The organism is uncultured Paracoccus sp. (assembly GCF_947487305.1).
Lineage (GTDB): Bacteria > Pseudomonadota > Alphaproteobacteria > Rhodobacterales > Rhodobacteraceae > Paracoccus.
Genome location: NZ_CANKWH010000017.1, coordinates 1 through 13275, shown reverse-complemented (window position 1 = coordinate 13275; position 13275 = coordinate 1). Strand labels below are relative to the sequence as shown.

Annotated in this window: 16 protein-coding genes; 11 read left to right on the top strand and 5 right to left on the bottom strand. The window is 65.4% G+C overall.

Going from position 1 to position 13275, the window contains the following annotated elements:
• Positions 1-5 precede the first annotated feature (5 nt).
• Both Q1A36_RS16975 and Q1A36_RS16970 read right to left on the bottom strand, forming a co-directional pair.
• Positions 6-1274 carry a hypothetical protein gene (locus Q1A36_RS16975; RefSeq protein WP_299846643.1) on the bottom strand — a complete coding sequence of 423 codons (1269 nt, stop codon included), beginning with the start codon at positions 1272-1274 and terminating at the stop codon, positions 6-8.
• On the bottom strand, positions 1271-3475 hold the full coding sequence (locus tag Q1A36_RS16970) for a hypothetical protein (protein ID WP_299846641.1): 2205 nt from the start codon (positions 3473-3475) through the stop codon (positions 1271-1273). The genes Q1A36_RS16975 and Q1A36_RS16970 overlap by 4 nt, the downstream gene beginning before the upstream one ends.
• A gap of 130 nt (positions 3476-3605) precedes the next feature.
• Between Q1A36_RS16970 and Q1A36_RS16965 the strand changes: the two genes are divergently transcribed.
• The 9 genes from Q1A36_RS16965 (at position 3606) to Q1A36_RS16925 (ending at position 9439) form a co-directional block, all read left to right on the top strand.
• Positions 3606-4124: a DUF2478 domain-containing protein gene (locus Q1A36_RS16965; protein WP_299846639.1), complete on the top strand. Its 519-nt coding sequence runs from the start codon at positions 3606-3608 to the stop codon at positions 4122-4124.
• Positions 4121-4378 (top strand): sulfurtransferase TusA family protein, encoded by a 258-nt coding sequence (locus tag Q1A36_RS16960; protein WP_299846637.1) that lies wholly within the window; start codon positions 4121-4123, stop codon positions 4376-4378. The genes Q1A36_RS16965 and Q1A36_RS16960 overlap by 4 nt, the downstream gene beginning before the upstream one ends.
• A 52-nt stretch (positions 4379-4430) precedes the next feature.
• The gene (locus tag Q1A36_RS16955; protein ID WP_299846636.1) at positions 4431-4685 is read left to right on the top strand and encodes a type II toxin-antitoxin system CcdA family antitoxin; all 255 of its coding nucleotides are present in this window, start codon (positions 4431-4433) and stop codon (positions 4683-4685) included.
• Positions 4673-4963 (top strand): CcdB family protein, encoded by a 291-nt coding sequence (locus tag Q1A36_RS16950; protein ID WP_299846634.1) that lies wholly within the window; start codon positions 4673-4675, stop codon positions 4961-4963. The genes Q1A36_RS16955 and Q1A36_RS16950 overlap by 13 nt, the downstream gene beginning before the upstream one ends.
• 56 nt (positions 4964-5019) lie before the next feature.
• Positions 5020-6000 carry an iron exporter MbfA gene (gene mbfA / locus Q1A36_RS16945; protein ID WP_299846632.1) on the top strand — a complete coding sequence of 327 codons (981 nt, stop codon included), beginning with the start codon at positions 5020-5022 and terminating at the stop codon, positions 5998-6000.
• Positions 6001-6020: 20 nt separating this feature from the next.
• Positions 6021-6692: a nitroreductase family protein gene (locus tag Q1A36_RS16940; RefSeq protein WP_299846630.1), complete on the top strand. Its 672-nt coding sequence runs from the start codon at positions 6021-6023 to the stop codon at positions 6690-6692.
• Positions 6692-7618: an AEC family transporter gene (locus Q1A36_RS16935; protein WP_299846628.1), complete on the top strand. Its 927-nt coding sequence runs from the start codon at positions 6692-6694 to the stop codon at positions 7616-7618. Before Q1A36_RS16940 ends, Q1A36_RS16935 begins: the two co-directional genes overlap by 1 nt.
• A gap of 64 nt (positions 7619-7682) precedes the next feature.
• Positions 7683-8483: a crotonase/enoyl-CoA hydratase family protein gene (locus tag Q1A36_RS16930; RefSeq protein WP_299846626.1), complete on the top strand. Its 801-nt coding sequence runs from the start codon at positions 7683-7685 to the stop codon at positions 8481-8483.
• Between the two features lie 236 nt (positions 8484-8719).
• The gene (locus Q1A36_RS16925; protein ID WP_299846624.1) at positions 8720-9439 is read left to right on the top strand and encodes a hypothetical protein; all 720 of its coding nucleotides are present in this window, start codon (positions 8720-8722) and stop codon (positions 9437-9439) included.
• Between the two features lie 85 nt (positions 9440-9524).
• Here the strand turns inward: Q1A36_RS16925 and Q1A36_RS16920 are convergent, their stop codons facing one another.
• Together Q1A36_RS16920 and dapD are read right to left on the bottom strand one after the other, a co-directional pair.
• On the bottom strand, positions 9525-9980 hold the full coding sequence (locus tag Q1A36_RS16920) for a YaiI/YqxD family protein (RefSeq protein ID WP_299846622.1): 456 nt from the start codon (positions 9978-9980) through the stop codon (positions 9525-9527).
• Positions 9981-10802 (bottom strand): 2,3,4,5-tetrahydropyridine-2,6-dicarboxylate N-succinyltransferase, encoded by an 822-nt coding sequence (gene dapD / locus Q1A36_RS16915; protein WP_299846620.1) that lies wholly within the window; start codon positions 10800-10802, stop codon positions 9981-9983.
• Between the two features lie 95 nt (positions 10803-10897).
• Here dapD and Q1A36_RS16910 point away from each other — a divergent pair, with 95 nt between their 5' ends.
• Positions 10898-11734 carry a TIGR00730 family Rossman fold protein gene (locus tag Q1A36_RS16910; protein WP_299846618.1) on the top strand — a complete coding sequence of 279 codons (837 nt, stop codon included), beginning with the start codon at positions 10898-10900 and terminating at the stop codon, positions 11732-11734.
• Here Q1A36_RS16910 and Q1A36_RS16905 read toward each other — a convergent pair.
• Positions 11694-12638 (bottom strand): DMT family transporter, encoded by a 945-nt coding sequence (locus Q1A36_RS16905; protein WP_299846616.1) that lies wholly within the window; start codon positions 12636-12638, stop codon positions 11694-11696. The genes Q1A36_RS16910 and Q1A36_RS16905 overlap by 41 nt on opposite strands.
• 60 nt (positions 12639-12698) lie before the next feature.
• Here Q1A36_RS16905 and Q1A36_RS16900 point away from each other — a divergent pair, with 60 nt between their 5' ends.
• Positions 12699-13202: a MarR family transcriptional regulator gene (locus tag Q1A36_RS16900; RefSeq protein ID WP_299846614.1), complete on the top strand. Its 504-nt coding sequence runs from the start codon at positions 12699-12701 to the stop codon at positions 13200-13202.
• Positions 13203-13275: the final 73 nt, after the last annotated feature.

The following is a 13275-nucleotide window of genomic DNA, read 5'->3' as shown; positions in this document are numbered from 1 at the left end:
CCGGATCAGCCTTTCTGCATCTCGGCAAAGGGAATGCTGAAGCCCGGCACCCATTGATGGATTCGCCGCCCCGGCAGAACCATCGAGTCCAGCGCCCGCACGCTGCGCCAGCCGCCGCGACCTGCGGGCATGGGGGAGTCGCTGCGGGTGTGCTGACGCAAGACGACCTGATAGGCATAGTTCAGGTTTGCGCGCTCGGATTGCGCCGGAGGCTTGTCAAGCTCGAGCCGGACGCTGCGCGGGCCGGTCTGCGCAGCCGCGATGACCTGACAGCGGGCAGCGATCGAGGTGCTGAACCCCTCGACGGTCAGGTGCGGGTCGGAAATTCCGGGGATCAGCTCGAAGTCGGTATCGCCGGGAAGGTGGAGATCGACCGTCGCCCCCGTCACAACCGCACGCGGCGGGCCGGGGGCATCCAGCAGCCAGCCCAGATCGCTTTCCTCCCCACGATCCCGGGCCAGCAAATGCGCCGCCGCCGCCCCGAGATGCTCGCCGAACAGTGCCCGGGCCTCGGAACTGTAGTGGATCACGTCGGCCAGCGGATAGGGGTAGCCGGTACCGGTGAGGTGAATGTTCTGGTGCATATCAGCCAGATCACGCATCGCCATCCGGCAGCGCCAGCTGTTGCCGCTGCCGCCGCTGGAGGTCCCGGCAGGATCGAGGATCAACCAGTCGACGGGCAGATCGAGTTCAGTAGCTACCTCTGCGACACGCTTGACCAAACGCCCGAAGTTCTGAAGATAGTCCCCGCGCGTGGTGCCGCGATCCGCCTCGCCATGGATGAAATTGACAACGATCCGGCTCAACGGCGCTCTGGCTTGACGCGCCAATCGCTCGGCGGTGCGGATTGTTGTGAACAGATTCAGCAGGATCTGTGAGTCGGTGCCGTCGGCATTGTTCAGAATGCCTTCCACATGACGGTCGTTCTTGGCAACAATCCCCTGAAAGCGCCGCCCTCCGCGACCTTCGGCCCGCACGATGATCCGGCGCGGCAGCACGGGAACACCTTCGTGCAACAGCCGAGCAGCCGCAGCAATTTGGAAAGACTGGTAGTTGCGGCATTTCTTGGTTTCATACGAGGCTGCCGCCGCAGCAACCAGCGCCGTGACCTCGTTCTTCGGGATCGCGCCAAGCAGCCCCCGAAACGCGTTCCCATCATCAAAGGTCACGATCCGCGGATCGCCAAACGCCTCGCAGGCCAGCGCCGGTTCTGCCGGATAGATGTCGGCATTCGACTGCCCATAGGCCAGAAGCAGGACGGAATGATCGGTCATTTCGGCTCTGTTCCTTCGGCCTCAACCGCCACGATCCCCAGCACCGCCTGCACCGCCTTCAGATCGCCCGGTGGCACGCCTCCGCCATCCAGCGCCGCCTGCGCGCGGGCGCGGGCCTCGTCAGTTCGACCGTCGCGGTAGAGAAGCTGGGCCGCCAGCGCGCCCGCCGCGCGATGCGGGCCGGCCTCGTCGGCAAGACGCGTCAGACGCTCCAGATGCGGAAAGGGGCGGTTCTGGCGCAGGGCGCGGCGCACCACCGCGGTCAGGTGCATCTCGGCCCAGCCCGTTTCCGCGAGCAGCCGGTCATAAAGCGCCTCGGAGTCCTCCTCGCGCTTCAGCCGGTCCAGCAGCTGCACATGCTTCGGGATGAAGACCGGATAGGGCATCGTGCCTGCCGGATTGGCGCGCTCGAACTGGGTCAGCGCGACCTCGTTCTCGCCCTCGCGCATGATGGTGCTGGCCAGAAGCCCGGCATAGACCGGCTCGTCCGGCCATTCCTTGGCCAGAAGCGCGAACCAGTAACGCGCCCGCTGATATTTCCGCTGATGCAGCAGGTTCAGCGCAAAACGCTGCGCCGCCCACCGGTTCTCGGCCAGTGGGGCGTCATGGGCCATCTCGCCCGACAGGGCCAGGGCCGACTCGGGGTCTGGCCCCTCCATCTCGATCTGGCTGCGGAAGCTTTTCAGCGCCCGTTCTGCCGCCGTGCCCTTCACCCCGTCCTGCGTCTCGACCGCCAGCACCTTCGCGCGCAACTCGGCATCGGCACTGGCGGCGGTCAAAGGGCCGCGAAAGGTGTTCGACAGGAAATGCCGCGTTTCCCAGACAAGACTGCGCATCTCGACCCGCTTCTGTGGCTCGCCGCGCGACAGGGCGATCAGGTCCAGCACCAGCGGATCGAACGGATAGAGCGGCGCGGACGGGCGCGGATCGGCCAGAAGCCACAACCGCACCGCCTCGGCCGCATAGGCCTGCATCGGCCAGGCATAAAGCGCGCGGCGCAAGAGCGGCGTCGCCGCCTCGGCCTCGCCCGCGCGCAGATGCAGCAGCGCCTGCATGGTATCGATCTCGCTCAGCACATGCGGCAGCGGGATCATCGCGTCGCGGGCCTGCCGGCCGGTCTCGGCCAGCGTCGCAATCTCACCAGCGCGATAGGCATCCTCGCCCCGCATCCGGTAAAGCAGCGGCACGGTATTCCCCTGGTCCAGCTGCCGGTCCAGCATGTCGGACAGATCGCCCGCACGGTCCTGCCGGTCCAGCCAGCGGCGCAGGTGCACCGTGGCCTGGGCGATCTCGCCATCATTGAGGAAGCTTTCAGGTTCTTCCTCCAGCCGCGCCTGCATCGCCACCATGGCCTGTTCCATCGCCTCATCGGTCAGCGACTGGCCGACATCGGCGATCGGCACCGCACCGATGGCGGCGGCGACACGGGAAAAGCCGCTCATCTCGGGCGCAACGATCAGGGCTGCGCGCGACATGGCGTAAAGTTCGAGGAAATCGAATTGCAGCGAGTCGAGATCCTCAAGCTGGATAAGGTCGCTCAGCCGCATCGCCCCGGGCTGGCGCTCGACCAGCCAGTCGATCGAGGCCGGTGTATCCGAGATCAGCAGCGCCGGGCGATCTTGCCCGACGCCCGATTGCCGCATATGCTCCAGATAGATCTCGGGCGGGACATACTTGTTGGGCCAGGCCTTGCCCCTTGCGCGATAGCTGCTGGTCACGTCGCCGTGGCGGATATGATAGGCCGTCACCTGCCGACCGGCAAAGGCGGCGTCGATCCGGGCCATGACATCTTTCACCCGGTCGGTGAAGGTGATCAGCCCCATCGCCGCGCGATAGCCCCGCGCCACCTCGCCCGGGTCTTCGCCCAGCAGCGCAATGGGTCCCGTGGCTTCCTCGATGAAATAGTCCGAGGCCGGATCGGCCTGCTGAACGAACGCTTCCGGCGTCAGGTGCTTGAAGCGGTGGGCCGGGATGATCGAGACGCGGCGGGGGCGAAACTCGGCCTCGGGGATGAAATAGGTCTCGGAAAATTCCGGCGCGAAGAGGCAGGCAAACTGCGAGACATTTGTGCGCTGATCCTGCGAGGGCCAAAAGACGCGCAGCCTTGCACCGGTCAGCCGCGCCAGACGCAGGGCGCTGAGCAGTGGGATCAATCGCGCGCCCAAACCGTCATTGCGCGACATCAGGATATTCGGGATCATTGCACCTTGCGTCTGAGTAGTTTTCCTTCTGCTTTCGCATAGCCTGTATCCCCGCCCCTGTCACGCCGGGCGGCGGCTTGCGCTTTTGTCCTGCCGGCCTATCCTGCGGCGGAAGAATGGAGATATTGCCATGCTGGGATGCTTTACCCTGACCGATGCCGCGCCGGGCGCGGCCGATCAGTTGCTGACCGATCTGGCCGAGAGCCTGTCACGGCAGGGCCTGCGGGTCGTCGGGGCGGTTCAGGTCAATTCCGGCGGCAGCGCCGATTGCGCCTGCGACATGGACTTGCGCGTCCTTGGCGATACGGGGCCGCTGATCCGCATCTCGCAATCGCTGGGGCCGGGCGCGGTGGCCTGCCGGCTGGACTCCGGCGCGCTGCAGACCGCTGCCGGGCGCGTCTCGGCCCGGCTGGCGGAGCGCGCAGACATCTGTATTCTCCCGAAATTCGGCAAACAGGAGGCGCTGGGGCTGGGGTTTCGCGATGTGATCGCCGAGGCGCTGCACCAAGGCGTGCCGGTTCTGATCCACGTGCCGATCGAACAGCGCGCACCTTTCGACGCTTTCGCCGGCGAGTTCGCCGAATGGGTTGATCCCGCAGGACTGGCCGAGTGGAGCCAGCGCGCGATGCGCCAGGGCAAGGCCGCATGATCAAGACCGAACCCGGCGACGAGGTCGATGCACGCGGCTTGCTGTGCCCGCTGCCGGTCCTGCGGCTGCGCAAACGGCTCATGTCCGTGGCACCGGGAACACGTCTGCGGCTGATCGCCACGGACCCGGCGGCGGTGGTCGATGTGCCTCATTTCTGTGCAGAAGGCGGGCATGTCATGGTCGAGATGCGCGAACTGGAGGACGGCGCGCGCGCGTTTACGGTGGAACGCGGCCCGGGTCGCCGCGCGGATTGAACCATATTCTCGGGCGGTATATTCTTGCGGTATCTTCATTGAGGGCGCTCAAATGGGAACCGCAAGCAAGCGCAAGACCTCGCTGACGCTGGATGCCGAGGCGCTCGATCAGGCCAAGGATCTGGGGATCAATGTCTCCCAGGTGGCCGAAGCCGCACTGAGACAGGCCGTCGCAGAGGCGCGCCGCCAGCAATGGCTGGCCGAGAATGCCGAGGCTTTCGCCGCTCAGTCCGACTGGCATGATCGCCACGGGCATCCGCTGGCCGAAATCATGACCGCACCGGGGGCGGGGTCGTGGCAAGGCTGACCCGCCACGATGTCGCCGACTACAACGGCATTTCCATGGTCGTTATAGAAAGCGATCTGCTGCCACCCGATCCGTCCGTAGTCGTCATTCCGTTGCTGTCCGGCTATCCAGCGGTGACGCATCTGAACCCGGTGCTGCGGCATGACGGCAAGGATCTGGTCCTCGCCACCCGCCTCATCGCCTCCGTGCGCCGGTCTCGCCTGCGGCGCAGCGGCACGGTCGCCGATCAGGGCGATCTCGTCACGCGGGCAGTCGATATCCTGATGGCGGGCGTGTAGGGTCGCGCTCGACGCGATCTGCGAACCCAATCAGACCATCACCCCGGGAGGGGAGTATGACGAGCTTTTCCTTTTCCGGCCGCAAGAAATTCTCGGAACTGTCCGAGCAGGAGGTGCTGGCGCTGGCGATTTCCTCGGAAGAGGACGATGCGCGCATCTATCGCAACTGGGCCAGCTTTCTGCGCAATGATTATGCCGCCACCGCCGCCATCTTCGACGGCATGGCCGCAGAAGAGGATGGCCACCGCCAGCAGTTGATAGCGGCGCATCTGGCCCGCTTTGGCGAGGCGATCCCGCTGATCCGGCGCGAGCATGTGGCGGGTTATTACCACCGCCGCCCGGCCTGGATGATGCAGAACCTGTCGCTGGACACGATACGCGCCGAAGCGGCAGTGATGGAGCGCGCGGCGGCCGAGTTCTATGCCCATGCCGCCCAACGCAGCAGCGATGCGGCAACGCGCAAGCTGCTGGGTGATCTGGCCGCCGCCGAGCAGGGCCACGAGACCCGCGCCGAAGAGCTGAGCGACGAGCACCTGACTCATGAGGCACGCGAAACCGAGGCCAAGACCGCGCATCGGGATTTCGTGCTGACCTGGGTGCAGCCAGGGCTGGCCGGGCTGATGGACGGTTCGGTCTCGACTCTCGCCCCGATCTTCGCCACCGCCTTTGCCACGCAGGACACCGGCACGACCTTCCTCGTGGGCCTTGCCGCCAGCCTTGGCGCCGGGATCAGCATGGGCTTTACCGAGGCCGCCTCGGATGACGGCGTTGTCTCGGGGCGCGGCTCGCCGATCAAGCGCGGCATTTCCTCGGGCGTGATGACGGCGCTCGGCGGACTGGGACACGCCCTGCCCTACCTGATCCCGCATTTCTGGACCGCCACGATCATCGCCATGATCGTCGTCTTCGTCGAGCTTTGGGCGATCGCCTGGATCCAGAACCGCTATATGCAGACGCCATTCTGGCGTGCCGCCTTGCAAGTGGTGGTCGGCGGTGGTTTGGTCTTTGCAACCGGGGTGCTGATCGGATCGGGCTGACCCCAGATCGAGGGGTCGAGATGAGCTATGTTCCGCTGCCGCTGCCGGACCGCCTGCAGCTTTCGCCCGAGGACTCGCTGGCCTCGGCCCGCGCCTTCCGCGACCATATGCGCCGGCGGCATTCGGTGCGCGACTTCGCCCCCGACCCGGTTGACCGCGCGGTGATCGAAGCCTGCATCGAGGCCGCCGGCACCGCCCCCTCGGGCGCGAACCAGCAGCCCTGGCATTTCGTCGCCATCTCGGACCCGGCCATGAAGGCCCGCATCCGCGAAGCGGCGGAAGAGGAAGAGCGCGCCTTCTATGCCGGCGGCGGCGGCGATGAATGGCTGGCGGCGCTGGAGCCGGTCGGCACCGGGCCCGAAAAACCGCATCTGACCATCGCGCCCTGGCTGATCGTGGTCTTTGCGCAGCGCTGGGGTGTTGACGCCGAGGGCCAGCGGCACAAGCATTACTATGTTCCCGAAAGCGTCGGCATCGCCTGCGGCATGCTGATCACGGCGATTCATCATGCCGGGCTGGTGACGCTGGAGCATACGCCCAACCCGATGAAATTCCTGAACGAGCTGTGCCAGCGGCCCGAGAACGAGAAGGCACTGATGATCCTGCCGGTCGGCCTGCCCTCGGCCGCGGCGACCGTTCCGGCCGCCGCCAAGCGCAAGAAGCCGCTGGCCGAGATCCTGTCGGTCTTCTGATGCTGGCGATCTTCCTGAAGACGCTGCCCTTCTTCGGCCTGATCGGGCTGGGCTGGCTGGCCGCGCGCACCCGGTTCTTCCCCGAACAAGGCGCGGTCTGGCTGACCAAGTTCGTCTTCTTCTTCGCCCTCTCGGCCATGCTGTTCCGCTTTGCCGCCAATCTGGACCTCGCCGCGCTCTTCGATCTGCGCTTCGTGCTGGCCTATCTGATCGGCTCGTCGCTGGTCTGGGTCATCGGCATGGGTGCCGCGCTGTGGCGCAAGCTGCCCCTGCCCGAGGCGGCGATGGAGGCGCAATGCTGCATGACCGGCAATACCGGCTTCCTGGGCGTGCCGATGCTGGTGGTGCTGTTGGGAGAGCGCGCCGCCGGGCCGGTGCTGATGGTGCTGACCATCGACATGCTGGTCTTCTCGACGCTGATCACGCTGATCATCCACGCCTCGCGCAGCGGCGGGCTGCGGCTGGCGACGCTGCGCCCGATCCTGATGGGCATCGTCGGCAACCCGATGATCCTGTCGATGGTGGCCGGGCTTCTCTGGTCGCAGTTCCACCTGCCCATGCCCGGCCCGCTGGACGAGTTCCTGTCGATCCTCGGCGCCGCCGCCACGCCCGGGGCCCTGTTCGCCATCGGCGCCAGTCTGGCCGGGCGCAAGGCCGCGCGGCTGCTGGCCTCGGGCTGGCTCAGCGCGGCCAAGCTGGTTCTGCACCCGGCTGCCGTGGGCGTCGCCGCGATCCTGCTGGCGGTCGAGCCCTTTGCAGCCGGGGTCATGGTCGCCGCCGCCGCCCTGCCGGTGGCCGGCAATGTCTATATCCTCGCCCAGTATTTCGGCGTCGCGCAGCAGCGGGTTTCAACCGCTATCCTCATCTCGACCGCCGCCAGCATCGTCACCGTGCCGCTGGTCATGCTGCTGATCGGACAGGCCTGACCCCTTCACCCGGCGGGCGAAGCGGGTTACGGCTGGGGCTGGTTCCAGCGTGACGGGGGAAAAGATGCGCAAGATCGAAGACCTGCAATTGCAGAACATCCTGCTCGAGGTGGACGCTGACGGCATTGCCACCGTCACCCTGAACCGTCCGACCAAGCGCAACGCGCTGGATTTGGCCACCATCGACGAGCTGGTGGACATCTTCACCACCCTGCCCCGCGCCGGCATCCGCGCCGCGATCCTGCGCGCCAATGGCGATCATTTCAGCGCCGGGCTGGATCTGGTGGAGCATCACCGCGAGGAACGTTCGGCCAGCGATTTCATGCATGTCTGCCTGCGCTGGCACGAGGCCTTCAACAAGATGGAATATGGCGGCGTCCCGATCATCGCCGTGCTGAAGGGCGCGGTCGTGGGCGGCGGGCTGGAACTGGCCTCGGCCGCGCATATCCGCGTGGCCTCGCAGGATACCTATTTCGGCCTGCCCGAGGGCCAGCGCGGCTTGTTCACCGGCGGCGGCGCGACGATCCGCGTGGCCGACCTGATCGGCAAGGCGCGGATGATCGACATGATGCTGTCGGGCCGCCTCTATCGCGGGCAGGAGGCGGTGGATGTGGGCCTCTGCCAGTATCTCGTGGACGATGCCGAGGCCAAGGCCTGGGAAATCGCCCGCAACGCCGCGAAGAACCCGCCGCTGTCGAACTTCGCCATCTGCTCGGCCATCAGCCACATGCAGAACATGTCGGCGCTGGACGCCGCCTATGCCGAGGCGGTGGTGGCGGGCGTGGTGAACACGCAGGAGGCCGCGAAGGAGCGGCTGGCGGCCTTCGCGGGGGGCACGGCGCAGAAGATCAAGCCGCAGGGTTAAAAGCCGAACAGAGGGCCAGCGCCGGCCCGTGGGTTGGCATCGCGGCGGTGCGCCGACGCGATTTATGGTGCCAGGGCCCTCGTCTGCCTGAACTCGGGACTGACGCACCAAAGCGCCGACCCGGGGGACGGGCCGTCGCTGGCCCGGCGCGCTTCGCGCTTGTTCCGGGCCACGGGCGTCACAGGGGATGTAGACTTTAAACAGTTTGCCACCACTTACCAATTAGGCATAGGAACATGATTGGGATCGAATTCACGCGACTGAACGAAGGAGAGTGTTTGCTTTGCGGCGCCTCCAGATTGCTTACGGGCGAGCACAAAATCAAAGCGTCTTTGCTCAAAGAGGAGTTTGGCAACCGTCCGGCTATAATTTCAGGCAAGGATAGACCAAGAATTCTTCAAAGCCCGCGCTCCAAGCATGCGCATTTCAATGCAGGGATATGTGAAAACTGCAATACTTCCGGCACTCAAGCGGCTGACCGAGCGTTCGATCAACTCCACAGGGGCCTGAAGCAGCTGCGCATGGACGGGTTAGCACTGACAGACGAAAATGGTCAGAGCATGTGTCGTTTGCCATCGAATGTAACTCTTAACTCCTTCAGATACTTTGCGAAGCTACTTTGTTGTTTCCTTGCGGAAGTCGGCGGTCCCAGGTCACGGTCACTTTCCGCGTTTGCATTGGGGCTTTCACACCATAACCCCATCTTTCTCAAGATTAGCCAAGTCCAAAACTATGAAGCGGCACTAAGGGAACTCGACACACAGGGCTTCGCTCAACATGGCGGCCTGAAGTTCCGATTTGATGACCAAAAGCAATGCGTGACATCACTCGAGTCTTCGCTATCGGCTGGCGGGATCCATTATGATTTTTGGGTGCAACTGCGCTGGCTTCCTCGATTGGAGCTCAACCTGGGCTTCGCCGATCTCGTTCGTAATGCTCGCAGAAATATTGATTGAGACTTATGGTCAAAATTTTCGGCTTTAGCGCTATCCTTCATCGCACAGCGAGAGCAATTGACCAGATGGGCCGAAAGGACTTTACCTACCCGCCCCGAACCGCCGCCCCCAACACCCGATCCAACCCCTGCAAAAACCGCGCCCGTTCGGCCTTGCCGAACCCCTTGCCGCCGCCCTGATGGAAGGGATCGGCCGACCGGATATCGGCCATCAGGTCGCGGGTGGCGAGGCGCGGGCCGATATTGGCCACGCTCAGCACCTCGCCGTCATGCTGGATGACCTGCGCCCCGGCCTTCAAACAGCGGTCGGCCAGCGGCAGGTCGCTGGTCACCACCACATCGCCGGGACCGCATGCTTCGGCGATCCATTTGTCGGCCTCGTCCGGGCCCTCGGCCACGATCTTCAGCGTGACCAGCGGGTTCTGCGGCGGGCGCAGCCCGCCATTGCAGACCAGCACCATCGGCACCTTGAGCCGCGTGGCCACGCGCTCTGCCTCGGCCTTGACCGGGCAGGCATCGGCGTCGATGAAAAGCGTGGTCACTTAGTCGCGCAGCAATTCGTTGATTGAGGTCTTCGAGCGGGTCTTGGCGTCCACCCGCTTCACGATCACCGCGCAATAGAGGTTGACCCCGTTCTTCGAGGGCAGCGAGCCGGCGACGACGACCGAACCCGCCGGCACCTCGCCATACATGACCTCGCCCGTTTCACGGTCGACGATCTTGGTCGACTGACCGATGAACACGCCCATGCCCAGAACCGAGCCCTCGCGGACGATGCAGCCCTCGACCACTTCCGAGCGCGCGCCGATGAAGCAGTCATCCTCGATGATGGTCGGACCGGCCTGCAGCGGCTCCAGCACGCCACCGATGCCCACGCCGCCCGAAAGGTGCACATTCTTGCCGATCTGCGCGCAGGAGCCGACGGTGGCCCAGGTATCGACCATGGTCCCCTCGCCCACATGCGCGCCGAGGTTCACGAAGGACGGCATCAGCACTGCGCCCTTGGCGATGAAGGCCGAGCGGCGCACGATCGCGCCCGGCACGGCGCGGAAGCCCGCCGCGCGCCACTGGTTGTCGCCCCAGCCCTCGAACTTGGTCGGCACCTTGTCCCACCAGTTCGACCCCTGCGGCGCGCCCGACATCTCGGCCATGTCATTCAGACGGAACCCGAGAAGCACCGCCTTTTTCGCCCATTGGTTCACATGCCAGTCATTGCCGCGCTTTTCCGCCACGCGCAGGGTGCCGTTGTCCAGCCGGTTCAGAGCCTCTTCCACCGCCTCGCGCAGCTCACCCTTGGTGGCCGGGGTGATCTCGGCGCGATGTTCCCAGGCGGCTTCGATGGCGTTTTCCAGTGCGGCGGTCATGGCAGGCCTCTCTTCGGGTGGCGTTGGGGTTTCATCGGCTATAAGCGTGGAAGCTACTGCGCGCAATCGCCGCGCCCCCAATGCCCGAGGATCAGATGAGCAAGGACGATGACCGCGCCCACCCCTTCCGCGCCAGCCACCAGGACGCCGCTGCCGCGAAGGAAACGCCAGACACGCCGCAGACCCGGGCCCCGGCCTATCGCCTTGCCTTCAGCGACCCCGAATTCCTGCTGCGCGAAGAACTGCGGCCGGTCCGCTTCCAGCTGGAACTGCTGAAGCCGCAGATGATCATGGACGAGCGCGGCATCGAATCGACCGTGGTGATGTTCGGCGGCGCGCGCATTCCCTCGCCCGAGAATGCCGACAAGGCCCGGACCAAGACGCTGCGGGAATTGTCGACATATTACGAGGAGGCGCGGCGCTTTGCCTATCTGATGACCGAGCGCAGCCAGGCCACCTATGGCCGCGAATTCGTCATCTGCACCGGCGGCGGCCCCGGGGTGATGGAGGCCGGAAACCAGGGCGCCGACGAGGCCGGGGGTCAGTCCATCGGGCTGAACATCGTCCTGCCGCATGAACAGGCGCCGAACCCCTTCGTGACGCCCGATCTCAGCTTCAACTTCCACTATTTCGCCATCCGCAAGATGCATTTCCTGATGCGCGCGGCGGCGATCACCGTCTTCCCCGGCGGCTTCGGCACCATGGACGAGTTGTTCGAGACGCTGACCCTGATCCAGACCGGCCGGATGACGCCGATCCCGATCCTGCTGTTCGGGCGGGAATTCTGGGACAAGGTCATCAACTGGCAGGCTCTGGCCGAGGCCGGGACGATCAGCGAAAGCGACTTGAAGCTGTTCCACTATGTCGAGACGGCGGACGAGGCGGTCGAGATCATCGACAATTGGAAGCGGCCGGATCGCGCCGGGTCCTGAACGGCAGCGGACCGCGCCAGAGCATCAGCACCACGGCAGCGGCGACGAGAAGCCCCGCCAGCAGGAAGCCGCGCGGCAGCGCCTCGCCAAAGAGGATCGGCGCGGCGCTGGCCCCGGTGACGGCGGCGACCGAGCCCAGAAGCGACAGGATGACCGGCCCACCGACCTTCTGCAGGATGAAATAGGCGATGTACTGCACGACAAACAGCAGGATATCGGCGATGAGCAGCAGTCGGACCCAGCCATCCTGCCACAGCTGCGCCGGGCTGCCCTCGAAAGCCAGCGCGAAGGGCAGGGTCATCGCCGCGCCCAGAAGCAGCAGCAGCGCCGCCAGCCCGACGGAGCCCGCCCCCTTGGGCCAGTAGCGGGTGCGATAGATATTGCCCAAGGCCAGGATGAAAGGGATGGCGCTGGCCAGCAGGACCCAGCCCGCACCGCCTTGCCCGGCCAGACCCTCCAGCTTGCCTGTTGCCAGGATGACGCCGCCGGTCAGGCCCAGCAGAACCGCCAGCAGCCGGCGGGCGCTGCGCCCCTCCATCCCCAGCAGCCGCGCCAGAACCCATGTGAGCAGCGGCGGGAAGGCGAAGGTCAGCGCCACATAGCCCGCACCCACATGCGCCACCGACAGGTAGCCAAGGGCCGAGGGCAGCGCGGCAAAGACCCCTGCCCCGGCGGAATAGGGCAGAAGCTTCCGCCATCCGCGCAATTGCCCCAAGACACCGGCGATGCCCAGCTGCACCACTCCGGCCAGCGCCATGACCACGGTCAGGAACCACAGCATCGGGGCCCCGGCCTCGGCCACGGACTTGGAGATCAGGATGATGGCGGCCATCGAGACGCCGGAGATCATCAGGCAGATCAGGATCAGCCCCGTGCCGCCTTGGGCCTGGGTAGGATTGCGCATTGCGGGAACCTCCGAGTCGATGATATTATCTTATCGGAAAGTAACTTGATGGCAAGATAAATGTCCGAACCCGATCGTGCTGCCCGTGCCGTCGCCCAATGGCGGCGGGAAATGCCGCAGATGGATGTCTCCGCGATGGAGGTGATCGGTCGACTGAACGACCTCTCTACCGTGATCGGTCGTGACCATCTGGAGCCGCTTTTCGCAGGCTTCGGTCTGCAGCGCGGGGAATTCGACGTGCTGGCCACCCTGCGCCGCGCCGGCGCGCCCTTCACCCTGACTCCCACCGATCTCTACGAGGCGACGATGATGACCTCGGGCGGGATGACGGCGCGGCTGGACCGACTGGAAAAGCGCGGGCTGATCGCCCGGCGACCGAACCCCGAGGACCGGCGCGGCACGCTGGTCAGCCTGACCGAGGAGGGTCGAGTGCTTGTCGAGGCGGCAGTTGTGCCCCATGCGGCGAACGAAGCGCGGCTGCTTTCGGTACTGTCAGAGGAAGAGCGCGAACAGCTCAACGCACTTTTGCGCAGGCTGCGTGCGGCACTGCCGGTTCCAGCCTAGTGTTCTCCACCTGACATAGGATTCCCATTGGTTTCCTGGCGTGTCATGTTGGGCCATGAGACGCGCTGATATC